This is a genomic window from Verrucosispora sp. WMMA2044 (genome assembly GCF_027497155.1).
Classification (GTDB): domain Bacteria; phylum Actinomycetota; class Actinomycetes; order Mycobacteriales; family Micromonosporaceae; genus Micromonospora; species Micromonospora palythoicola.
The window spans coordinates 2,770,218-2,792,876 of record NZ_CP114913.1; the positions used below are offsets into that span (position 1 = coordinate 2,770,218).

The following is a 22,659-nucleotide window of genomic DNA, read 5'->3' on the forward strand; positions in this document are numbered from 1 at the left end:
TGCTCCGACTACCGGAGACCGACCGCGGCCACGTCGACCTGCCAGCCGGCGGCGGAGTAGTCCGCGCCGGTCAGGTCGGCGGTCGCCACCACCGTGGAGGAGTTGCTGGCCAGCACGATGTACGGGGAGGACTGGTTCATCAGCCGCTGCCACTCCTGCATGGCGGTGGCCCGGGCCGCGAGGTCGAGGGTCTCGGTGACCTTCTCGCCGGCGGCCACGATCGCCGGGTCGGCCCGCTCGACGGTCCAGCCCGAGCGCAGCGCGGTGGCCTGACCGGGTGCCATGTTGTTGATCAGCGAGTCGGCGACCGGGTAGTTCAGGCTCTGCGGGGTGAAGCCCAGCGGCGACTTGCCGCTGCGCATCTCGTCGAGGAAGGTGGTCAGTGGCTGCGGGTTCAACTCCAGCGTGATGCCGGCCTCGGCGGCGTCGCCCTGCACCTTGGTCGCCACGGTGCCCAGGTCCACGCCCTTGTAGGTGATGGCCGGGTAGTTGAACTTCACTGTCGGGTCGGTCAGCCCGGCCTCGGCGAGCAGCGCCTTGGCCTTCGCCACGTCCCGGGTCGATGCCTCGCTCGCCGGCAGGGTGCCGGGGAAGGCCGGTGCGACCAGACCGGCGCCGGGCGCGGCACCCTCGCCGTACAGGGCGGCGATGCCCTGGTAGTCGATGGCGGCCCGCAGTGCCTGGTTGAACTTCGGGTTCGCGGTCACCGCCGACACCGCCGGATCGGCGTTGAGGAAGAGGAAGTAGACGGTGTCCTGCACGCCGGAGGTCTGCAGGCTCTCCGGCAGTCCGTCGAGCAGCTTGCCGGAGATGTCCAGCGAGATCTCGGCGGTCTCGGCCCGTTGCATGGTCAGCTTCTGGGTCTGCACGTCCATGTTGCGCAGCACCACCCGCTCGAACTGCGGCTTGTCGCCCCAGTAGTTCGGGTTGGCCTCCAGCACCACCTGCGACTCCGGCTCGTACGACTTGAGCACGTACGGGCCGCTGCCGATCGAGTTGGTGTCGAGGTACTGCTGGGCGGTGTCGCCCTGCGCGGCGTCCGCGCCGTCCTTGGCGCCGTTGTCCCGGGCGACCTCGGCGTTGAGCACACCGGTGGAGGGCATCGCCAGCACCACCGGCACGTTCGGGTTGGGCGTGGCCGAGGTGACCACGACGGTGCTGTCGTCGGTCTTGCTGACGCTCAACTCGCTCACGGTGACCGCCGGGCTGCCCTTGATGTTCTTCAGCCGGTTGAGGGAGAACACCACGTCGTCGGCGGTGAGCGGGCTGCCGTCGGCGAAGGTCACCCCGGAGCGCAGCTTGAAGGTGAAGGTCTTCGCGTCCGGGGACGCGTCGTACGACTCGGCCAGCGCCGGTACGGGTTTGCCGACATCGGAGCCCTCGAAGGTGAGCAGGGTGTCGTAGAGGGCGTGCACGGCGGTCAGACCGGTGGCCTCGTAGACGCGGCCGGGGTCGAGGGTCTTGAGCACGAACGACGTGTTGACGGTGAGGGTCTTGGCCTCGCCGCTGTTCGCGTTGCCACCGCTGCCGCCGGCCGTGCAGGCGGTGGTGGAGATGACGGCCAGCGTCGCCAGAGCGAGCGCTCCGGTGCGGAGCCGGCGGGGGGACACCGACATGCTGTTCCTACCTTCGTATGGCGCGGCCCGCTGCGCGGGATCCGCGGGGCATCGACGTCCGGCGGCACCCCCACCGGCCGGGCCCAGACGGCCGGTGACGGTGTTCCGGGTTCTCAGGGGTGCGTCGGGTTCTCGGGGTGCGTCGTCGCAGGGTTGGATGTAGGCCGGACTCGCATTCGTCCGGTTCGTGTCTGGACGCGGCTTGTCCATCAGTACCAAACAACGCCGGCCCTTGTTTGACCACCCTAAACAGGGCCGTGTAGCTTGGTCAAACATTTTTAGCCACACTGTTATCGGATCGAGGTTCACATGCTCGGTGACCGGCTCCGCGTCCTGCGCCAGCAGCACTCCCTCACGCTGCGGCAGCTCGCCACAGCCGCCGACGTGTCACCCGCCCTGCTGAGTCAGATCGAGAACGGGGCGACCGACCCGAGCCTGGCCACCCTGCGCAAGCTCGCGCAGGTGTTCGACACCTCGATCGCCGAACTGTTCTCCGAACCGGAGGCGCCGGCGGTGCACATCAGCCGGGCCGGCAGCCGCAGCCTGCTCACCGCTCCCCCGGGCCAGATCACCTACGAGCGCCTGACCCCGGGGCGCGGCGATCTGGAGGTGCTCCAGGCCCATCTCGCCCCGGGCGACGCCAGCTCGGCCGAGCCGTGGGCACACCCCTCGACCGAGTGCGCCATCGTCATCAGCGGCGAGGTCGTCGCCGACATCGGCGGCGAGGCGTACACCCTCACCGACGGTGAGGCCGTCACCTTCGACTCACGCCTGGCCCACCTCTACCGCAACGCCAGTGACCAGCCGGCCCACCTGATCATCGCGGTCACCCCGCCCAACCCCTGACCAGGACTCGGGGCAGCGCGGGCGGGGCCTGTTGCGGCGGCCGCACGGTCGCTACTGTCGTCCGCGTGGATCTGGACGACATCGCCACCCGGCTCGGCGTACCCGTCGGGGACATCGACCGCGTGCACCGGCTCGCCGGCGACCGCCCGTCGGCGCCGGTGCCCGCCCGAGCCGACGCACCCGCGCTGCTCGACCGGCTCGCGGTGCGACCGGACGACGCCGCCGAGATCCTGGCGGGCTGGCCCGACCCCGACTCCACCCAGTGGACCCCCGAGCTGCGCTGGCTGCTCGACCGCTCGATCGCCCTGGTACGCGCCGATCTCGGGGGCCACGAGTGGCTGCCGCCCGGTCCGGCGCTGCCCCGCGAGCGCGGCCCCGCCTGGCGGCACCTCTACGTCTACACGTACCTGGCCCTGGTCGAGGTGGCCCGGGAGTACCACCGTGACCACGGTGTCCCCGACACCGTCTCCTGGCTGACCCTCGCGGACCTGGGTCGTAACCTCGCGATCGACCGGCGGATGCAGGGCGAGGGCTGGTCGGTGATGCAGAGTTGGCTGACGCTGCACGCGCGCGGCAGCGTCTACGAACTCGGCCGGCTCCAGCACCATCGCGGCGGCACCGCCATCGAACTGCACATCCCCGACTCGGGGCCGCTGACCCCGGCGGCGGTCGAGGCGTCACTCGACGAGGCCCGCGCGTTCTTCCCACGCCACTTCCCCGACGAGCACTACACGGCCTTCGCCTGCGGCTCCTGGCTGCTCGACCCGCAGCTGCGCGAATACCTGCCAGCGGACTCCAACATCGTCCGCTTCCAGCGACGATTCGAGCTGGAGCCCTATCAGGAGCCGGACGGGCTCGACGCCGACGTCGAAGTGGTGCGGTTCGTGTTCCGTACCCTGACCACTCCGCTGGACCAGCTGCCGCGCGACACCGTGCTGCAACGCGCCGTCATCGACCACCTGACGGCCGGCCGCCACTGGCGGTGGTGCCGCGGCCGCTTCCCGATCCAGCCGGATCGCTGACGCGGCGGCAGTTCGACGCAGCACCTGCATGCGGTGCGTGCGACGATCCGGCGTCGGCTCCCGGCCGCCCGTGACCCGCACCGGGTCGCCGGGACCGGATCCGGACTGCGATGGCGCCGGCCACCAGAGCCAGACCAGCGACGTGCAGCGACCGGACAATCGTCGCGGCGAGGGCGCTGGCGCCGGGCAGCAGCGGTACGAGCGCCAGGCCGGCGGCGGACACCAGCGCGGCGACACTCCAGAACAGCGCCGGACGGCGAGGCGACGGTGCGACCCGACAGACGCCGACCTTCGCCGCTTCCCGCCGGCCGAGGCGCGCGGCGAGCACGACGGCGAGCAACGCACCGACGAGGGTGCTCGCCAGATCCGAGACGGTCCACCAGGCGACGTCCGTGACGCTCGACCACTGGAGACCGAACACCCACGGAAGCCAGCCGTCGGTGTGGGTGAGCCAGTCCCAGCCGAGGTGGCTCGCGGCACCGAGGAGCGCCGAGCTGATCGTGATCCACCAGCGGTACGGCCACCGGGTCAGGGAGCCGTGCCCACCCCAGCCGAACCAGGAATCGCCGGGCAGGTGAGCCAGGATGGCGTCGGCGCAGGACCGGAAGACCGCGGCGTACGCCAGCGCCACCGGCAGACACCACCAGAGCAGCGCCGGCCAGGAATGGGTGTCGGCGAAACTCCGGCCGGTCGGGCCGGTGGTCAGATAGACGACGTCCGGCGACATCGCGCCGGTGCTCAGCGTCACGCCGTCGAACCACCGGGGCCGCCACAGCTTCAGCGCCAGCACCGGCGCGAGGTGCGAAGGGAAGGTCAGCGGCACGTGCGGAGCATAGAACTCGTCGTCCTCGTCGGCGGCCCGGAACCGGATCGGCGGCCGGGTCCGGGCGCGGACAGGGGTGGGATCCGCGCCCGGACCCGGCCGTACCGGTCAGCCCACGGTGCAGGCCGCGCCGTTGAGGGTGAACGAACCCGGTTCGGCGGTGTTGCCGGTGTGGGTGGCCTGGAAGCCGATGCCGACCGACGCGTTCGGGGCGATGGTGCCGTTGTACGACACGTTGCGGGCGGTCACCTGCCCGGAGGTCGGTGAGTAGCTGGCGTTCCAGCCGCCGGTGATGGTCTGCCCGCCGGGCAGCGTGAAGACCAGCGACCAACCGTTGATGGTGGAGCTGCCGGTGTTGGTGATGGTGATCTGCTCGGCCAGCCCGGTGTTCCAGGCGTTGACGTCGGCGGTGACCCGGCACGCCCCGCCACCCGGCGGCGGCGTGGTCGGGCTCGGGGGCGGCGTGGTCGGGCTCGGCGGCGGCGTGGTGCCGCCGAACTGGGTGAAGAAGCGCCAGGTCTCGCCCGGCAGCCAGGTACGGGAGCCGCTGTCGCCGGGTGCGCCGTCCTGCGGGGCGGCGATGTGTCCCTCGTCGAACGCCGCCCAGACCACCGGGTAGCCGGACGCGCAGCCGGAGTACGTGGTGCTGCGGTGGGTGAGGCTGCCCTGCGACGGCTCCGGCGGGCTCTGCGCGGTGCAGCCGTTGTTACGGACGAACCGGTCCCGCAGCGACCGCCCGTTGGAGATGTTGAGAACGCTGTCGCGGATGCCGTGCGCCCCGAAGTAGGCGACCGGCTGGCTGCCGCCACTGCATCCACTCAGCTGCGCGCCGCCGTAGACGGCTACGGCGCGGAAGACGTTCGGCCGGGCGCAGGCGAGGGCGTAGCTCATGGCACCGCCGTAGCTGAACCCGAGCGCGAAGCGCTGCGTGGTCTCGACGCAGAGGTCACCCTCGATCTGCCGGAGCATGTCGTCGACGAAGGTGACGTCCTCGCCGCCGGAGTTGGCCCAGCCGCTGTTGAGGCCCTGTGGCGCGACGAAGATGGTGCTGTTGTTCGACAGGGGCAACAGGCCGTAGTAGGCCCAGGTGTCGCGCTGGACGGTCTGGCCGGTGGCGACGTCGGTCGCCGAGCCGTTGAGCCAGTGGAACCCGAACACCAGTCGGTACGGGTGGTTGTTGTTGTAGTTGTCCGGCACCCGCAGGATGTAGCTGCGGTTCTTGCCGCTGCTCTGGATGGTGTGCGTACCGCTGCGCAGGGTGGGTGCCTTGCCGCAGCCGGCGGTCGCGGCAAGGATGCCCGACTGCGCGGCCGGGACGCTGCCGGGGTTCGCGCTCAGCGCCGTGCCGGCGGCAGCCAGCACCATGAGCGCCGCGAGCGCGACCGGTCCGAAGATCGATTTACGCCTGGACATCGTGACTCCATTCCGCGCCCGCTGTGGACGCGCGGCGGTGCGGCGTAGCGCGGTGGTGGCTGCCGGGGACGGCCGGCGTACCGCGGGACACGCCTGGGTACGGTGCGACGCCGGTCCGGGTGGTCAGGCCGGGTGGGCGCACCCGGGCGGCGGTCGTTCGACGTGTGCCACGGCTCCCGCGACGTGCTGTCAGCCGTCCTGGACCGGCGGCGTGACCCGTCCCGCACGGGGCCCGCAGTGCCCGTCAGCCGGCGCAACGCGCCTCGGCTCGCCTGGTCAGCGACCGGGCGGGGGACGTCGGAGCGTGCCCTTCGCTCCTGCCTCCGCAAGGTATCCTGTGAGCGATAACATCGCAAGATGTAAATGTCTTGATCGCATCCCGGGTCAGTACGACATAGCATGTGATCGATGTTCGCCATCCCCCTGGCGGACACCGGCCACCGAAGGGAGACGCCCGTGCGTCGCTCCCCCCACCTGCTGGCACTACTCTGCGTCGGTCTGTCCGGCGCGCTGACGCTGAACACGGCTCCGGCGGTGGCGCGGCCGACACCCACCACACCCGGCATCGTGGTCGTCGACGGCATGACCCAACCGGTGTTCTCGCTCGCCGACGCGATCGAGGAACGGGTGTACGTTCAGACCGCTGTGGACACCGACCACGACGGCCGCCTCGACCGCGTGGCGATCGACATCTCCCGGCCCCGGGAGACCGCCACCGAGGGTTTCAAGGTGCCGGTCATCTTCGAGCACAGCCCGTACCGCAAGGGCGTCTGGTACGACGTACCGTACCCCAGCGTGCTGGTGGACGAGTTGCCGCAGAACGACGTCGGCCGCCGGTCCGGCCAACGGACGTCCGACGCGACGGTCCAGCGGGCGACGGCGAAGGCCAACCTGCCCGGCTCACTTGACGACTACTACGTGCCCCGGGGCTACGCGGTCGTGCTCGGACAGAGCGTCGGCACCGGCGATTCCGACGGCTGCCCGACAAGTGGTGACCAGGCCGAGACGCTCGGCACCCGGGCGGTGATCGACTGGCTGAACGGGCGGGCGAAGGGATTCGACGCGGCCGGCGCTCCGGTCGCCGCCGACTGGACCACCGGGGCCGTGGGCATGACCGGCGTCTCCTACAACGGCACCCTGCCCAACCAGGTCGCCGCCACCGGCGTCCCAGGGCTGCGGACCATCGTGCCGGTGGCCGCGATCAGCAGCTGGTACGACTACTACCGGGCCAACGGCCTGGTGGTGGCGCCCGGGACGTACCAGGGTGAGGACACCGACGTCCTGGCCGGGTTCACCGCCGGCCAGGCCCGGGCCGAGGGGCGCTGCGCTGACGAGATCGCCGAGCTGACCGCCCGACAGGACCGGGTCACCGGCGACTACTCGGCGTTCTGGCGGGACCGGGACCACCTCGACGCCCGGAAGGTACGGGCCAGCGTGCTCGTCGTTCACGGCCTCAACGACTGGAACGTGAAGACCGAGCACTTCGCCGGCTGGTGGGACGAGTTGACCCGCCACCACGTCCCACGCCGGATCTGGCTGCACCAGGGCGGGCACGGCGGCCCGGGCAACACGGCCTCGGTGACCCTGCCCGACGGCCGCACCTGGACCTGGAAGCAGACCGAGAACCGCTGGTTCGACCACTGGCTGTGGCAGGTGCCCAACGGGATCATGGACGAGCCGACCGCCGTGGTGCAACGCGAGGACCGTTCCTACGCGACGTACGCCAACTGGCCCGACCCGGCCAGCCGGGAGGTCGCGCTGCGGCTGGCCGCCACCGACGCCACCCCGGTCGGCACGCTCACCACCGCCCGGGCGTCGAAGCGCGCCGTCGAGCACCGCTTCGTCGACGAGGGTCGCACCATCCACCCGGACACCCTGGTCGCCGATCCGGGCACACCCAGTCCCCACCGGTTGGCCTATCTCTCCCCCACCCTGACCCGGGACGTCCGCGTATCCGGCCGTCCGGAGCTGCGGCTGCGGCTGGCGATCGACAACAAGCCGGACGCCAACCTCTCCGCGTACCTGGTCGACTACGGGCCCACCGGCTCCACCGCGGCACCGACTGTGGTGACCCGGGGCTGGATGGACCCACAGAACCGCCGCAGTGCGTCACGCACCGATCCGCTGCGCCAGGGCAGCCGGTACGACCTGCGGTGGACCCTGGAGCCGAAGGACCACGTCTTCCCGGCCGGTCACCGGATCGGTCTGGTGATCTTCTCCACCGACCAGGAGTACACCCTGCTGCCGTTGGGCGGCACGCGGCTGCGGGTCGCACCGCACCGCAGCGAGCTGCGCCTGCCGGTGGTCGGCGGGAGGTCGGCCCTCGGCTTCTGACCCCTGATGCGCGGGCCCGGGGTCAGCGCTTCCCCGGGTCGCGCCTCGTACTGGCGGCGGGAGGGTTGGCGCCACGGCCGGCACCGAAGCCGCGTTCGTAGCCGACGAGCACGACGAGGAAGGCGGCGAGCAGGCCGAGGGCGACCAGGCCGGGCAGGTACCGCCCGGCTGGCAGCAGCGCCAAGGCCACCGCGGGCGCGAGCAGCTGCGCCGGGGTCACCGATCGGACGCTGAGCCCACGGAACAGCACCTCGCCCGCGAGATACAGGGCGACCCCACCGTACATCGCGGCGGCCGAGGTCCAGGGCAGGCGCGACCCGGCAGCAGCCCAGGGCTCGTGATGCGCCAGGGGGGCGATGACCGCGTGGACCCCGAGCGCCAGGTAGATCGTCCCGGCGATCAACGCGAAATGGCCGCCGCTGTAGGCGTTGGCGGCGAGCCGGTCCCGTCGCGGCCCCTGCTCGGTCATCAGCGCCTCGCCCGCCGCCACCGAGTTCAGCATGTACAGCCGGAACAGGCTGACCGTGACGACGAGGGTGAGCACCGTGGCCAGCAGGGCCGGCCCGTTGATCATCTCGGAGCCGATACCGGTGCCGACCGAGATCAGCGTCTCGCCGAGCGCGATGATCACCACGAGGGCGTGCCGTTCGGTGAAGTGCTCCGAACTGCGCAACGGCCACCCGCTCAGCGTGGAGGCGATCAGTCCGCCGGCGAAGTCGACCACGACCGCCGCCGTCCAGAGCGGCAACTGCGCGTCACCGCCGAGCACGGCACCGAGGACGAGCGGGATCCAGGACAGCGCGGTGATCGCGGTATAGATGCGCAACGTGCGGTGCAGCCGCCGATCGCCCTCGGCCGCCCGGCGGTAGAGCGCCAAATGGACCACCCGCACCACGAGGTACGACAGCACCAGGATCAGGCGCGGGCCCGGACTCGGTTCCCAGACGTTCGGGATGACCACGGCGATGAGGAAGATGGGGCCCATGACGGCGGTGGTGCCGGCCCGGATCAGCCCGATGTCGGCGCGGGCCTGGTTGCCCAGCCAGGCGTAGATCAGCCAGGAGATCCAGAGCAGCAGCAGGACGACCAGGCCCTTGAGCAGAGTCAACGGCGAGGCGTGAGCAGCCATGTAGGCGGTGATCCGGGTGAGGGCGAAGACGAACACCAGATCGAAGAAGATCTCGTACCGCGTCGTCCGGTGCATCTCCTTGGTCGTCTCCACGCGCCCTCGGAGGAACCGCCCCATGGGCCCATCTTCATCGCTGCCGCCACCGCAGGCGCGACGATCGGCCAAGCTCGACCTACGGTGTGACCCGTTGCAGGTAGTGCTCGAGGGTGACCCGCCCGTCGGGGACGAACGGCCAGGCCGGGTCGGCGAGCCGGGCGACCAGCTCGGTCAGGTCGAGCCACCAGCCGTCGGCGACCTCGCTGGGCTGATGTACCACCGGGCCGCAACGGTCCCGCTCGTAGCGGGCCTCGAAGACGTACGCGAGGTAGTTGGTGCGCGCGTCGGCGTACCAGTAACGCAGGCAGGGCCGGATCTCGCAGTTCGTGACGCCGAGTTCCTCGGTGAGTTCCCGGGCCGCCGCCTCGGCCGGATCCTCGCCGGCCAGCACGACACCGCCGGCGAAGGCGTCGTGCATGCCCGGATAGACGTCCTTCGTGTCGGTACGGCGGTGGACGTAGACGCGGTCCCGTTCGTCGCGCAGCAACACCGCCGTCGCGGCGTGCGGCAGGTTCGCGGCCCGTACGGCGCTGCGTGGCGCGGTGCCGGTGACGGTCCCCGAGGTGTCACCCTCCAGGTAGAGCGCCACGAGTTCGTCCATCCGCCCACCGTAGCGCCGCCCGCCCGCCGAACGTCGACCTCTCACCGGGGCGGTAGACCGGCCAGCCACTGTTCGAGCGCCTCCGGGGAGTCGAGCAGCAGCACCGGCGGTCCGCTCGGGTCGCCGTGCCAGGCTCGCAGCCGTCGCCGTTCCCGACCGAACTCGGTGAGATGCCACATCAGGACCGAGTCGCTGGACAGCACGCTGCCCAGCGACTCACGGTTGCCGTTGCAGATCTCCTCCCCGGTCGACAGCCGGCGCAGCGTGCGCCGCAGCAACCAGCGGAAGGACAACCCACGCGGATAGTCCAGGCCGACGACCAGGTCCGCGCGGGCCAGCGGCACGTCCCGCCAACCGTGGTACGCCCCGTCGAGGATCCAGCGGTCCCGGCGGCAGATCGTCTCGATCCGGCTGCGTTGCCGCGCCACCGGCACCTCGACCCAGTTGGGTTCCCAGAGCAGGTCGTCGACCGGGTACCAGGGCAGCCCGAGCCGCTCGGACAGGCGCTGCGCGAGGGTGGACTTGCCGGAGCCGTGGACCCCGTAGACCAGGATGCGAGACAACCTCTTGCTCATCGCGCGGCAGCCTAACCGGCCGGTGCCAGCAACCCGCCGGAGGCGGCCGGGCGGCCGGTGACCGACCGCCCGGACCAGGTTCAGCGGTTGCCGACCAGGTCGCCGCAGTCGGTCTCGTCGGGCAGCAGCGGTCGCAGGGCCACCGTCCACCGCTTGCCGTCTGAGACCCACGGGGTGGCCGCGTTCGCCGCCGCCGCGGCGGTGAGCACCTGCTTCGCCTCGTCACCGGTCGCCGTGACACAACCCAGACCCAGGCCCTCGCCGAGTTCGGCACCCGGCAGCGCCGGCCCGGGCCAGGCCACCTCGGGCTGCTCGCCGGCTTCGGCGTTGGCGACCCACGGCTCGGCCACGGCGGCGACGGCAGTCGGCGCGTACGGCTGCGTGTCCGTCTGCGCGTCGCCGAGCGGACCGGACTCGACGCTCAGCGAGTCGGCGAACTCCCGCAGCGTCTCCCGCTTCGCCCGCTGCTCGGCGGTGAGCCCGGTCTGCGCCCCGCCCGACTCGGCCAGGGCGTACACCTCCAGTTCCTCGACCCCGTTGTCACCCAGCACCGTGAACCGGGTCGTGGGGGCGTCGGCGACCGGCGGGGTGCCGAGGTCCGCCGGGCCGCCCACCCCGGCGGCCCGGGCCGCCTTGAGCAGTTCCTCCACCTCGGTGGCGCTGATCGTGCCCACCTGGAGGTTGGGCAGCGCCGGGCCCGGATAGATCAACGGCACCGGCCCCTGGGTGATCACCCGGCCGTCACCGTAGACGCTCACCGTGGGCACGCGGGTGGCCAGCATGGCCGGGGTGACGAACCCCCCGGTGTGCTCCATCCGGAACACCACCGTGTCGGCGGAGTAGGACCGCTCGGGTGAGTCCGCCTCTCCCGACCCGGTGCCACCGGCCTGCTGGCCGCAGGCCGCGGAGGTCAGCAACAGCAGGGGGACGACCGCCAGTCGCCCGCTTCGACGAATGCTCATGCCGATCGGACGTCGGCGGGCACCGGCCGGTTCCGTGCGACCGGCACCGGCGCGGTCCGCCGCAGCCCTCGGGTGAACAGCAGCGTGGTGAGCAGCGACAACCCGGCCATCACGGCCACCGCGCGGTGGGTCGGCAGCAGGTCGGCGACCGTACCGGCCAGGGCCGCGAAGACCGCCTGACCGGCGAGCATCCCGTTCTGTTGCAGGCCGAGCACCTGGCCCCGGTTCTGCGGCGGGGAGCAGGCGATCAGCCGCTCCTGCAACGGCAACGAGACCGCGAAGCCGACCGAGGCGACCAGGGCGAGCAGCATCGCCACCGGCAGCTCCGGACGGATCAGGAATACCAGGTACGGCACGGGCAGCAGCAGCCGCAACGGCAGCACGCACCGCTGCCGCGCGGTGGCCGGCAGGAACCGCCCCACCAGCACGTCACCGGCGAGCATGCCGACGGCACCGGCGGCGAAGAGAAACCCGGCCCGGTCGCCCGCGTACGGCAGGAACAGCGCCTCGCAGCCGACCACCAGTCCGTTGGGCAGCCACAGGTTCAGGTACAACGATCGGCGTCCCGGGTCCGCCCAGAGTTCCCGGTTGATCCGCATCGTGCGGGTGGTCGAGGTCCGCGCGCCGGCCCGTGCCGGCCGCTCCCGCAATCCGAACCAGGTCACCGCCACGGCCAGGGCACGCAACGCGGCGGCGACCAGGAACACCTGGTACGGGCTCAGCCAGACCAGTAGCAGACCGCCCGCCCCGAAACCGGCGATCTGCATCACGCCGACGCTGACGTTCATCGTGGACCGACCCAGCACGTACGCGTCGGCCGGCAGGATGTCGTTGATCAACGCCCAGCGGGCACCGCCGGTGACCGACCCGACGTACGCCACGAGCAGGATCACCGCGAAGCGTACCGACAGCGGCAGACCGGGAACGGCCTGCAGCACCGCACCGGCCAGGCCGACCAGCGCGGCCAGGGTCAACGCCCGACGCGGCGGCAGGCTGTCGGCCGCGGAGAGCAGCGTCAGGCTGCCGAGCACGCTGGCCAGCGGCGCGCCGAACATGCTCAGTGCGGTGAGCAGCGCCGAACCGGTAACGGCGTAGGTCAGCGAACCGAGGGCCAGCGCCGACGTGGTGTGCGCCGCGATGCCGGCGCAGTTGGCCACGAACAGGTTGCGGAATTCGGTCACGGCGAACAGTTCCGAGTATGTCCTCACGCCGACGATCGTCGGGGCGTCGACGGCCGGCGGCGTAGAGTTACGGCTGGGGGCGAAACATGTCGCGGTGGCGGGTGCCGGTGGATCTGCTGGCGGGCAGTCGTTTCGTCATCTCGCCGATGACCGACACGGTGGCCGCGCTGAAGGCACTGCACCTCCCCCGCCACCCGTGGCAACGCTCCTGGCAGCGATCGCACCTGGCGGCGTACCAGCGGATGCTGGCGCGGCGGCCGGTGCTTCCGGCGCTGCTGGCGGCGGCGTTCGCGCCCCGGTGGATCGCTGACTTCCTCACCCTGCCGCCCGCGACGGCGACGCCGACCTTCGCCGAGGAACTGGCCGTCGTCGCCGCCCGTTCCGACGAGCGGATCCGCGCCGACCTGCGGGCGACCCGGCCGGGGCCACTGGCCGAGGTGCTGTGCCACGACGGGCTGACCGAGCAGGTGCGGTACCTGCTCGACTGGGTCTGGACCCACACGGTGCGCCCGGAGTGGCCCGAGCGGGAGCGCCGGCTGCGGGCCGACGTGGTGGCTCGTACCGCACGATTGAGCGCCCACGGATGGGCGGGTCTGTTCGCGGACCTCAACCCCGGGATGCGGTGGCTGGGCGACGGCTGGCTCCAGGTCAACGACCATCCCGCCGCGCCGCTGCCACTCGACCGGGCCGAACAACTGGTGTTCGTCCCGGCGCACTGCGCCAAGGGCTGGGTGGTGTGGGACCAGGACCGGTTCGGCATGGTCTACCCGGCCAGCGGCATCCTCGCCGAGGTGTCCCCGCCCACGCCGGACGGGTTGGACCGGCTCATCGGTCCGAACCGCGCCGCCATCCTGGTCCGGTTGGGCACACCGCTGAGCACCTCGCACCTGGCCGCGCTCACCGGGCTGTCCCTGGGCGCGGTCGGTGACCACCTGCGGGTGCTGCTCGACGCGGGCATGGTGACCAAGCGCCGCTCGGGGCGGGAGGTGCTCTACTGGCGGACCGCCCGTGGTGCCGCCCTGGCGGCCGATGATCCGGTGCCGGCGGATGTCCGGGTCGACGAGGACGTCAGGCCAGATTGATCGTGAACGCCGCGGTGTGCACCTTCCCGTCCACCTGGAAGTCGAAGAACGCCCGGTAACGGCCGGTGCTCGACGCGGTCAGCCAGAACTTCACCGCACCGTCGACCAGCTCCGGCTCCGGGTGGACGTGCAGGAACCCCAGGTCGCCCTCCCGGACCACGACCAGATGCCCGTACGCGCCGAGGTAACGCTCCATCCGCACCGGCCCGGTCGTCCCGGCGCGGTCGACGCGGAAGGTCAGCGGGACGGTCATCCCGATGGTGGGCGTGCCGGCCATGGACACCGCGTACGGCCCGGTGGTCGTCTGCGGCTGCGGCGGGGGCAGTCCGGCCGGCCGGTAACTGCCCGGCACCTCGTGGTCGACGCCGAGCACCAGCGGCAACCCCCGGCCGTCAGCGGTGGTGACGGTGAAGTCCGCGTAGATGCGGTAACCGCCGGGTCGGGTGAGCTCCAGTGGCACGCTCCAGGTGCCGTCCGCCGCCATCGTCGGATGCAGATGCTGGTATCCACCGAGGTCACGGCCGACCACGATCATGTGCAGCGGCTTGTCGTGCACCACCGCGAAGCGGGTCACCGGCTGCCCGTCGACCCCCACCACCCGGAACCGGTAGTCGGTCGTCGCGCCGGCCGGCTGGGAGCGCAGCACCGGCTTGAGTGTGTATCCGGCCGCGCTCACGGTCGTACCGGTGGCCTCGTCCTGGCCGTCACCCGGATGCGTGTGCGGGCCGGTTCCCGGCCCGTGCTGGTGCCCGTCGCCGGCCGACACCGCCTGCGCCGCGTCCCGGCTGCCACCACCCGCTGCCGCGCCCGCCGGTTGCGCCACGGAGGTGGGTTCGTCGGAGGTGTTGATCCGGCCGAGCGCGAAACCGGCCACCAACGTCAGCACGAGTCCACCGACAAGCAACGCGAGCCGGGTATCGCCCCGGTGCCACCAGCGGGTCGACGCGGAGCGATCCGCTGGCGTCCCGGGCGCGGCGAGGGCGGCGGCTTCCGCAGGTTCGGCGGGTGCCACCGGGGTGGTCACCGCCCGCTGGGCCGGGGCCGCCGCCGATACCGTGGCAGCCTTGCGGCCTCGCCGGGCGGCCGGGCCTGCCGCGGTGCCGCCGCGACCCGTGGCGGCTGCCGTGGTACGGCCTCCCTTGCCGCGTGTGGTGGGTCTGGCGCGAGGTCGGGTGGCACCGGACCGGCGCGCCGCCGTGCGACTCCGGTCGACGCGAGCCGGACGGCGCTGCCAGGCGAAGAAGCCGGCGACCGCGACCACGGCCACTACCAGTGCGGCCCAGCCCAGCGCGCCGATGCCGCCCGAGTCGTCGGAGGCGGGTGGCGCGGCGGCGACCGACGGGACCGGCGCCGTCGGCGCGACGGGGGTGGCATCGCCGGACGCCGGCTGCGATCCGGTGTCGCCGTGCTGCTCGGTGGCGGCGATCAGCGACGGATCCGGCTGGCCGGTGGGCGGTTGCCAGTCCGGCGGCGCGGCCGTCGGCTTACCGGTGTACCGGAAGGTGACCGTGCCGCGTACCGGGTCACCGTCGGAGGCCACCGACAGGTAGCTCACCGAGTACTGACCGGCGGCGGGCAGGTGCGCGAGGGCCACCACCGCGGGAAAACCGGTGGTGTACTCGCGCGGCTCGAACACCCCGTCGACCAGGAAGTACTCCCGCACCGGGCGGTCGAGTTCGCGGGGTTCGCCATGCGTCCAGCCGTTGTCGACCCGGGCACCGCCCGGCGCGGTGACGGTGAAGTACGCGTCCTCGCGGACCCGCTCGGTGAAGTAGAGCTGCACGGCCGTCACGGCCTCGTCGACGGTGGCGCCCTCGGCCGGGGTGGACGTCGCCAGGGTGCCGTGCGCCGAGGCTGGCGTGGCCGGTCCGAGGAGGACGACGCCGGCGGCGAGGACCAGTGCGAGCAGACCGGCGGCGACGCGGCCGTGAGCCCGAGGGAGATGACGCATCGAATCATCCTCGCGATGACGCCGCTTTCCGCAATAGGTCGTCATCTTTTTGTTCAGATGGGAAAAGTTCTGGCCGCGCTGGCCGATTGTTGGGTGACGGTCCACTTGTCGGTTCCCGGATCAGTCGGCGGCGAGCACGGACTCGCGGCCCTCGGCACGGGCCTGGTCCAGCATCCGGGCGAGCCGCCGGCGACGCCGCCGGGCGATGGCCAGCCAGCCCAGCAGCAGGATGCCGACAAGTACCCCGAAGACCAGCTGTGGCCATGGCACCGTCCACCCGGTGACCGTGACGGTGGTCGGCCGGACCTGGGCGTCGGCCGGGTCACCGGTGACGACCGCCGGGGTCACCTCGACGGTGGTGGAGTAACGACCCAGCCCCCAGACCCCGCCGACGTGAGCCTCGACCTGTCTGCTGTCGCCCGGTAGCAGTTCCGGCACGGCGGTGGACACGGTCCGGCCGGTCAGGCCGAACAGCTCGCCCACCCGCACGGTGCCGGCACCGGTCACCGCGACGTTGCCGCTGTTGCGCGCGGTGTACGTCAGGTGGACGCCGCCGGAGGCGAACGGATTCCACGACCCCTCGTGCCGGACGGTGAGATCCTCGACCGTGACCGCGGCGGTGACCGTGCCGCTGGCCCGCAGCATCACCCGGAACCCGACCCGGCTCTGCACCGCCACAGTGCCACCGGCGCTGGTCACCGTGGCCGCGACACCGGCCGGATGATCTCCCGGCGTCGCGTCCGGCGGCACGGTGATGGTGAACGGCACCACGGTCGTCTGTCTCGCTTCGACGGTCACCGTCTCGGGCAGCGTGATCCACGTTCCACCGTCCACCGACTCCTGGCCGGCGGTCAGCATGTTGAACCGCCCCTTGTCGGTCAGGTAACCGTCGGCGGCCTGCAACGCGAACACCACCGGCGCGTCGCCGAAATTGCGCACCGCCAGGTGCTCGGTCAGCACCGTACCCGGATCCAGTGTGTGCTCGATCCACCGACGGCCGTCCGGGCCCCGCGCGTCCGCCGGCTGCACCGCCCAGGTCACCGTCGCACCGGTCGGCTCCGCCGACGCGGCCACCGGTGCGGGCAGCATCATGGCCGCCATCGCGACCAGCACCGCTGCCCAGCGCGGCAGGAATCGGATCATCACAGTCCTTCGTGGTCGGGACGGGAATGACCCGGGGGCCGCCGAGCGACGACCCCCGGGAGGTGCGATGGCCCGGCCACCGCGGCGGCCCTCACTCGAACAGGGACAACGTCACCGTCGAGGTGTAGGAACCGGCCGCCACGTCCGCCGGAGTGCGCAGGAAGAGTTCCGCGTCCACGGAGTACGCGTCCCCGGTCACCGCGCCCGAGTCGAACGTCGAGACCAGCAGTTCCTGGTCGACCAGACCCACGTTGTTCCCCGGCTGGGTCGGCTCGTCCAGCACCGTGACGACCTCCTCGCCGGCGCTGACCAGGCCGGTGTCACCGCCGTCGAGCAACCGTGGCCGCCAGCCCAGATGCTCGGCACCGATCGGCGCCTGACCGGCGCTGCCGACGAAGTCGGTCGCGTTGCCCAGCACCGCCCACGCCGCGCCCTCGGGCAGCTCGTCGGCCGTACGCGTGTCGGTGACGGTCACCGTCGGCAGCCCGCCTACGAACTGGCGTACCAGCAGCGTCGACCCGTCCTCGGTCAACGCCACCGAGTCACCGGCGATCGACATCGCCAGCACTCCCGGCTCCTGGATCTCCTCGATGTCGACGGTGACCTCCACCTCGCCACTGTCACCCGGCTCGGCCTGTGCCGGCGACGGCAGCGCCGCCGACCCGACCAGGAGGACGCCCGCAGCCCCCGCCGCGACCAACCGCTTGCGATTCCATGTGCTCATCCGGTGCTCCGTTGTCGTTGGTGAATGGACGGCAGGTCAGGCGCCGCATTCCGCGGCGGGGTACTCGACGGTGCGTACGGTCGTGCCCTCGACACCCTCGGCGGTGACCCGAACGGTCGCCACTCCGGCGGAGACGGCCGGGGTGCGCGTATTGAACTGCTGGTATGCGTTGGCGCCGGGTGCCACGCCGGTCACCGACCGCTGCCCGTACGCCGTCTCCAGCACCACGTCCACCGGCGCGTCGTGGTCGTTGCGCGCCCGCACCGCCACGTACGCGTTACCACCCACGCACCGTGCCTGTGCGCTGACCGTCACCGGCACCTCGGCTCCGGCTCCGGTCTCGAAGTCCCAGGTGTCCAGTTCGAAGAGGTCGGCGCCCTGCGGTCCGGCGTAGGTGAAGTACACGTCGTGCACCCCTGCGACGCCGTCGAGTTCGGCGGTCAGCTCGGTCCACTCGCCGAGGGGCGCGTCGACCGGGAGGGTCGCGACCACCGGCGCGGTGACCCCGCCCAGGCGGATCTGGATCGAACCGCCGCTGGCCAGCGGCCGCACCTTCGCGGTCACGCTGCGGGCACCGTCGCCGAAGTCCACCGACGACAACGCCGTCCAGTCCCCGTTGTCGATGTCACGCACGACCAGGTTCGGTGCCGCGTCGCCGAACTGGGCGGACCCGCCGGCGACCTTGGTGGTCGCGATGCCCTTGCTCCAGCCGAAGGTCTCCGCCTCGAGAACCCGGTACGGGTCGAGGTCGCGGACCTGGTCGACACCGGCGTACGTGCCGACCACCTGCTGGATGGTGCCGTCCGGGTTGAAGGTCAACTCCTGGATGTGTGGGCTGCGGTACCCCTGGGTGGTGGTGCCGTTGATCCGCTTGTTCAACGTCGGGGCGTGGTACGTGAAGTAGTACCTGCCCTCGAACTCGAAGACCGACTGGTGGTTGTTGCCGCCGGTGCCGGCACCGAAGAACTGTGACTGGTTCGGGAAGAGCACGCCCGCGTAGGTCTCCTTCGGCCAGTCCATCGGGTCGTCGGAGATCAGGTAGCCGATCTGACCGCCGCCGGGGTAGCCGGGCAGCGGGGTCTGGTTGCCACCGAAGTCGTTGCCGCCGAAGTGCGACGAGTACGACAGGTAGTACCTGCCGTCGCGCTCGAACACCTGGGCCGCCTCGAAGGCCACCGGCGCGTCCACCACCGCCGCCGTGCCCTCGGTCGACACCATGTCGTCACCGAGCCTGATCACCCGCAGGTTCTTCGGATTGTTGAAACGCTCGGCCGGCGGCATGCTCGTCGACGCGGGGCCACCACCGAAGTACAGGTACGGCTCCCCGTCGACGTCCACGAACGGCGCCGGATCGAACTTCCAGGCCACGTCCTCGGCGCCGGGGGTACGGCCGTCGATCAGCGTGCTGGTGCGCTCGCTGCGCCACGGGCCGAGCGGCGAGTCACCGGTGATCACGTTGCTCGAACTGCCGTTGTTGGCGTAGTAGAGGAAGAACTTCTCCTCGCCGTCGACCACCTTCCTGGCCATGCCGGGGGCCCAGGAGTTGGCGGTGAAGGGCGCCACGCCGTTCGGGCCCGCGACCTGGATCTCGCCGTGGTCGGTCCAGTTCACCAGGTCCGCCGAGGAGATCACCGTGATCTGGTTGATGTCGCCGTAGTTGATGCCCGGCGAGACACCGGTGACCGGGTCGGGCGCGTAGCCCTGGGTGTCGTTGGTCAGGTACAGGTACACCCGGCCGTCGTGCACGAAGCCGAAGCCGTCGGCGCCGAACTTGTGCCCGATCAACGGGTTGTGCTCGCCCGGCAGCTTGCCGACGACCTCGATCGTCTTCGACGGGGCGGGCGGCGGCGCGGCGCCGACCACCGACACGCCGTCCAGCTTGAAGTCCATCAGGTGCACCTCGGGGTCCGAGGATGGCGTGCTCGTCCACGGCGTCTCGAAGAACAGCCGCGCCGTCGACACGTTCTGCCCGGCCGGGATGGTGAAGGTGCCGTCGAACTGCGCCCACTGTCCCTTCGTGGCGACGACGCTGACCAGGTTGGTGTAGGTCGCCCCGCCGTAGTGCATCGTCGCGAAGAACTGCTTCGTCGCCGGCCCGTTCGGGTTCTCGTACTTGATCCGGGCCGTCAGGGCGTAGGTCTGCCCGGCCTGCACCCGGCCGCTGAGGTCCTGCATCGGGCCGGACCCGGTGGTCGCCCGGTTGGTGACGAGCACGGCGCTCGACCCCGAATGGGCGTCCGCCGTGAGCGACAGGGTGGCACTGTCGGTCGCGTTGCCGTTGTTGACGAACCAGCCGGTGAGACCGTCCTCGAATCCGCCGTTGACCACGAGATCGGTGTCGTCCGCCTGGGCCGGCGACGTGGCGACGAGCCCGGTGGCCAGCATGAGCCCGACCGTGACGACAGCGGCGGCCCTGCGCAGGGCGGCCCTTCGCACGCGATGTGTCACTGACATCCTCCTTGATCACTGCGGTGGATCCGGGGGTTCGGGCGCGGCCGGCCTGTGCCGTCCAGCCGTGGTCGCCGTGGCGGGTCAGCAGTCGGCGGCCGGGTGGTTGGTGGTACGCACGGTGGCCACCGTCCGGCCGTCCACCGTTCCGATGACCTGGACGGTCACGGTGCCGGCGGGAACCGCCGAGTCACGGGCGTTGAACTGCTGGTACGCGTGGGCACCGGGGGCCACGTCCGGCACCGACCGGGTGCCGTACGCGGTCTCCAGCACGATGTCGACCGGCGCGTCATGGTCGTTGCGGGCCTGCACGGCCAGGTGCGCGCGGCCCGCGACACAGCGCGCCCGTACGTCGACGGTCACCGGCAGTTCGGCTCGCAGTACGCCGAGCCGGGCGAGCTGGTAGCTCAGCGCCCGCTCCGGTGCGTCGATCTGGTTCTGGGTGCCGAACCCGCCGTCCCGCGCCGCCTGGGCATCGGCCAGCCGGGCGAGCATCGTCGCCCAGGCGTCGGCCGGATGGTCGGCCTCGTCCAGCGCGGCGGCGTACGCCATGGCGGCGTCCAGCCGGCTGGTGTCCAGCGGCCGGCCCTGGGCCGTCAGCGTGTCGCTGAGCAGGAAGTGGTCGAAGTCGACGTGGCCGCCGGTCTGCTGGGTCGCGTAGTTGAACAGGCCGACCCGGTGCCCCATGAAGTGGGCGAGGCTGCCGTCGAGCGTCTGCGGGCCGACCCGGCTGCCCAGTTGGGACCACTGGCGCCCGTCGAGGCTGTAGTGGAAGGTGGTCCAGAGCTGGCCGGTCGGTGCGGCGAAGTCGAGGTCCGCCTTCAGGTGCACCTCGGTCGCCTCGCCCAGCGGCACGGTGCTGCCCGGCAGGAAGTTCTCCAGCGTCGTCTGGTCCAGGTCGACGGCGAACGGTTGGCCCCGGTTCACCACGCCGAGGGTGTTGACGCCGCCGGTCCGCCTGACCGCGACGTACGAGAAGCCGCGGTTGTAGGCGGCCAGGCCGGCGACGTCGCCGTCTGCCATCGCGGAGATGTCCATCTTGGTCTCCACCGACTGCCGTGGCCCGAACGTGCGCTGCGACAGGGTGTTGCGGGCCTCCTCGAACCAGGCGAGTTCGGCGCGGTTGGCGAGCTTGGTGTAGACGTAGTCGCCGGTGACCACCGTGCCGGCGGTCAGCCGCAGCCAGCCGGCGCGGTCGGTGAGCGACCAGTACCGGTTGTCCGGAGCGTGGTTCCACTGCCACGCCAGGTCCAGTCGCGACCCGTTCGGCGCGATCTCCGCCGCGCTTCCCGGCGGTACGGTCCACTGTTCGTCGAGGTAGGGCCGGTGTGGCGCGTCGTTGGCGAAGTCGTCGGAGACCACGATGCTCTGCTGCCGGGCGAACAACTCCTCGGCAGGGCTGAGCCGGATCGGTTTGGCGAAGGTGCCGTCGACCGCCACGAGCCCGTTGTCGCCGAAGGTCGGCCAGCCGTCGGACCAGGTCGCCGGGATGAGCGCCGGGATGCGGCCGATCGGGAACGTGTCCCGGAAGAACATGCCGTACCAGTCCGTCGTCCCACCGTCACGGGCGATGGGAACCAGGCTGCCCTGCGCGAATCCGTTCGAGTTGAGCACGCCGCGCGCCTCGTAGCTGTTCACCCCGCCGGCCGCGGTGTAGCGGCCGAGCAGTTCCCGGGAGCGGAACATGACCACCTGCCGCCCCTGACCCGAGGGCCAGGTGATGATCACCGCGTAGTACCAGCCGTCGATGTGGTAGAACTGCGCGCCTTCGAACAACCCGCCGATGAACGGCTGCCCGGCGTAGTCGGCCGCGGTGAAGATGTTGCGGTAGTCCGCGGTGATCGCGGTCAGGTCGGCGTTGAGCCGTACCGCGCTGGTGCCGCCGGAACCGTGGAAGATGTACGGCGTGCCGTCGACGTCGAAGAAGAGCGAGGGGTCGTGCAGGCCGCGACCCAGCGCCGTGCGCTGCCACGCGCCGTCGTCGATGTCGTCGGTGCGGTAGAGGTACGCGCCGCCGAGGTTGTTCGTGTTGAACACGACGTAGAAGACGCCGTCGTGGTAGCGCAGCGACGAGGCCCACTGGCCCTGCCCGTACGAGTTCTGCCCGTTGCGCAACGAGAACGCGTCGCCGACGCTCGCCCGGTTGAACACGTAGTTGACGATCTCCCAGTTCACCAGGTCGTACGACTTCATGATCGGCGCGCCCGGGCTGAGGTGCATCGTCGTGCTGATCATGTAGTAGACGTCGCGGCCCTCGGCGCTCTCGGCGGCCGGCACCCGTGCCACGCTGATGTCCGGCACGTCGGCGCGCAGCAACGGCACCCGGTACGTGCCGTCCCCTCGGTCGGTGGAGGTGTACGACGACGGAGGCGACCACTCGTCGGCGGCCTGAGCCGCGCCGCCCGGGGAGATGGCGGCGGCACAGAGGAGCACACCGGCCGTCACGAGGGGGATCCGTCGTGGTGGGCGTGGGGCAGGAGAGCCGGCAGACACCTGCATGGCGGGGCTCCAGACGCGAGCGTTACGGAGCCTCCATGCTGTTAGCGTTAACATAGATCGTCAAGACCCTGACCGAGATCGATCCGAAATAGTCGCGAAACAGCGCCCGGGTGCCGGTGACCCGATGCGACGATGCGGCGTCCAGACGGGACCGGCCCGTCCTCCCCTCCACGCGCGAACCGGGAAGCCGACCGAGTGGGCGGCCCGCGGTCAG

At 71.4% G+C, this 22,659-nt stretch carries 17 protein-coding genes; 4 read left to right on the plus strand and 13 right to left on the minus strand.

Going from position 1 to position 22,659, the window contains the following annotated elements; all coding sequences use genetic code 11:
* Positions 1-8 precede the first annotated feature (8 nt).
* Entirely contained in the window at positions 9-1,616 is a 1,608-nt protein-coding gene (locus O3597_RS12505) for an ABC transporter substrate-binding protein (protein WP_164447182.1), read from the minus strand.
* 309 nt (positions 1,617-1,925) lie between these two features.
* Between O3597_RS12505 and O3597_RS12510 the strand changes: the two genes are divergently transcribed.
* On the plus strand, positions 1,926-2,462 hold the full coding sequence (locus tag O3597_RS12510) for a cupin domain-containing protein (protein WP_164447183.1): 537 nt from the start codon (positions 1,926-1,928) through the stop codon (positions 2,460-2,462).
* 65 nt (positions 2,463-2,527) lie between these two features.
* A complete protein-coding gene (locus O3597_RS12515) occupies positions 2,528-3,484 on the plus strand; it encodes an acyltransferase domain-containing protein (protein WP_164447184.1) in 957 nt (318 codons plus the stop codon).
* Here the strand turns inward: O3597_RS12515 and O3597_RS12520 are convergent.
* Complete coding sequence (locus O3597_RS12520; protein WP_281604252.1) at positions 3,411-4,307, minus strand: DUF4184 family protein; 897 nt, start codon at positions 4,305-4,307, stop codon at positions 3,411-3,413. The genes O3597_RS12515 and O3597_RS12520 overlap by 74 nt on opposite strands.
* Before the next feature lie 108 nt (positions 4,308-4,415).
* Positions 4,416-5,720, minus strand: coding sequence for a cellulose binding domain-containing protein (locus O3597_RS12525; protein WP_281604253.1), 1,305 nt, complete (start codon positions 5,718-5,720; stop codon positions 4,416-4,418).
* 408 nt (positions 5,721-6,128) lie between these two features.
* Between O3597_RS12525 and O3597_RS12530 the strand changes: the two genes are divergently transcribed.
* A complete protein-coding gene (locus O3597_RS12530; protein WP_281604254.1) occupies positions 6,129-8,054 on the plus strand; it encodes a Xaa-Pro dipeptidyl-peptidase in 1,926 nt (641 codons plus the stop codon).
* Positions 8,055-8,076: 22 nt separating this feature from the next.
* On the opposite strand, the gene O3597_RS12535 is transcribed toward O3597_RS12530, so the two are convergent.
* The 5 genes from O3597_RS12535 to O3597_RS12555 all read right to left on the minus strand — a co-directional run bounded on the left by O3597_RS12535 (position 8,077) and on the right by O3597_RS12555 (position 12,625).
* The gene (locus tag O3597_RS12535; RefSeq protein ID WP_281604255.1) at positions 8,077-9,300 is read right to left on the minus strand and encodes a low temperature requirement protein A; all 1,224 of its coding nucleotides are present in this window, start codon (positions 9,298-9,300) and stop codon (positions 8,077-8,079) included.
* A gap of 55 nt (positions 9,301-9,355) precedes the next feature.
* Positions 9,356-9,880 (minus strand): NUDIX domain-containing protein, encoded by a 525-nt coding sequence (locus O3597_RS12540; protein ID WP_281604256.1) that lies wholly within the window; start codon positions 9,878-9,880, stop codon positions 9,356-9,358.
* Between the two features lie 41 nt (positions 9,881-9,921).
* On the minus strand, positions 9,922-10,455 hold the full coding sequence (locus tag O3597_RS12545) for an AAA family ATPase (protein WP_164447190.1): 534 nt from the start codon (positions 10,453-10,455) through the stop codon (positions 9,922-9,924).
* Positions 10,456-10,535: 80 nt separating this feature from the next.
* Positions 10,536-11,417 carry a hypothetical protein gene (locus O3597_RS12550; protein WP_164447191.1) on the minus strand — a complete coding sequence of 294 codons (882 nt, stop codon included), beginning with the start codon at positions 11,415-11,417 and terminating at the stop codon, positions 10,536-10,538.
* Positions 11,414-12,625 (minus strand): MFS transporter, encoded by a 1,212-nt coding sequence (locus tag O3597_RS12555; RefSeq protein ID WP_164447192.1) that lies wholly within the window; start codon positions 12,623-12,625, stop codon positions 11,414-11,416. The genes O3597_RS12550 and O3597_RS12555 overlap by 4 nt, the downstream gene beginning before the upstream one ends.
* A gap of 59 nt (positions 12,626-12,684) precedes the next feature.
* Between O3597_RS12555 and O3597_RS12560 the strand changes: the two genes are divergently transcribed.
* Positions 12,685-13,680 carry a helix-turn-helix domain-containing protein gene (locus O3597_RS12560; protein ID WP_281604257.1) on the plus strand — a complete coding sequence of 332 codons (996 nt, stop codon included), beginning with the start codon at positions 12,685-12,687 and terminating at the stop codon, positions 13,678-13,680.
* Here the strand turns inward: O3597_RS12560 and O3597_RS12565 are convergent.
* From O3597_RS12565 to O3597_RS12585, 5 genes are all read right to left on the minus strand, one after another.
* Positions 13,667-15,631, minus strand: coding sequence for a copper resistance CopC family protein (locus O3597_RS12565; RefSeq protein WP_281604258.1), 1,965 nt, complete (start codon positions 15,629-15,631; stop codon positions 13,667-13,669). The genes O3597_RS12560 and O3597_RS12565 overlap by 14 nt on opposite strands.
* Before the next feature lie 120 nt (positions 15,632-15,751).
* Entirely contained in the window at positions 15,752-16,774 is a 1,023-nt protein-coding gene (locus O3597_RS12570; RefSeq protein ID WP_281604259.1) for a hypothetical protein, read from the minus strand.
* Positions 16,775-16,865: 91 nt separating this feature from the next.
* Positions 16,866-17,498, minus strand: coding sequence for a hypothetical protein (locus tag O3597_RS12575; protein ID WP_281604260.1), 633 nt, complete (start codon positions 17,496-17,498; stop codon positions 16,866-16,868).
* 36 nt (positions 17,499-17,534) lie between these two features.
* Positions 17,535-19,946, minus strand: coding sequence for a family 43 glycosylhydrolase (locus tag O3597_RS12580; RefSeq protein WP_281604261.1), 2,412 nt, complete (start codon positions 19,944-19,946; stop codon positions 17,535-17,537).
* 84 nt (positions 19,947-20,030) lie between these two features.
* On the minus strand, positions 20,031-22,391 hold the full coding sequence (locus O3597_RS12585) for a glycoside hydrolase 43 family protein (protein ID WP_281604262.1): 2,361 nt from the start codon (positions 22,389-22,391) through the stop codon (positions 20,031-20,033).
* Between the last annotated feature and the right edge of the window lie 268 nt (positions 22,392-22,659).

Excerpts from the sequence above, each read along its gene's own strand:
- O3597_RS12575 (WP_281604260.1), bottom strand. The coding sequence starts at position 17,498 with ATGAGCACATGGAATCGCAAGCGGTTGGTCGCGGCGGGGGCTGCGGGC.
- O3597_RS12510 (WP_164447183.1), top strand. The coding sequence starts at position 1,926 with ATGCTCGGTGACCGGCTCCGCGTCCTGCGCCAGCAGCACTCCCTCACG.
- O3597_RS12570 (WP_281604259.1), bottom strand. The coding sequence starts at position 16,774 with ATGATCCGATTCCTGCCGCGCTGGGCAGCGGTGCTGGTCGCGATGGCG.
- O3597_RS12545 (WP_164447190.1), bottom strand. The coding sequence starts at position 10,455 with ATGAGCAAGAGGTTGTCTCGCATCCTGGTCTACGGGGTCCACGGCTCC.
- O3597_RS12535 (WP_281604255.1), bottom strand. The coding sequence starts at position 9,300 with ATGGGGCGGTTCCTCCGAGGGCGCGTGGAGACGACCAAGGAGATGCAC.
- O3597_RS12505 (WP_164447182.1), bottom strand. The coding sequence starts at position 1,616 with ATGTCGGTGTCCCCCCGCCGGCTCCGCACCGGAGCGCTCGCTCTGGCG.
- O3597_RS12525 (WP_281604253.1), bottom strand. The coding sequence starts at position 5,720 with ATGTCCAGGCGTAAATCGATCTTCGGACCGGTCGCGCTCGCGGCGCTC.
- O3597_RS12540 (WP_281604256.1), bottom strand. The coding sequence starts at position 9,880 with ATGGACGAACTCGTGGCGCTCTACCTGGAGGGTGACACCTCGGGGACC.
- O3597_RS12560 (WP_281604257.1), top strand. The coding sequence starts at position 12,685 with ATGTCGCGGTGGCGGGTGCCGGTGGATCTGCTGGCGGGCAGTCGTTTC.
- O3597_RS12565 (WP_281604258.1), bottom strand. The coding sequence starts at position 15,631 with ATGCGTCATCTCCCTCGGGCTCACGGCCGCGTCGCCGCCGGTCTGCTC.
- O3597_RS12550 (WP_164447191.1), bottom strand. The coding sequence starts at position 11,417 with ATGAGCATTCGTCGAAGCGGGCGACTGGCGGTCGTCCCCCTGCTGTTG.
- O3597_RS12530 (WP_281604254.1), top strand. The coding sequence starts at position 6,129 with ATGTTCGCCATCCCCCTGGCGGACACCGGCCACCGAAGGGAGACGCCC.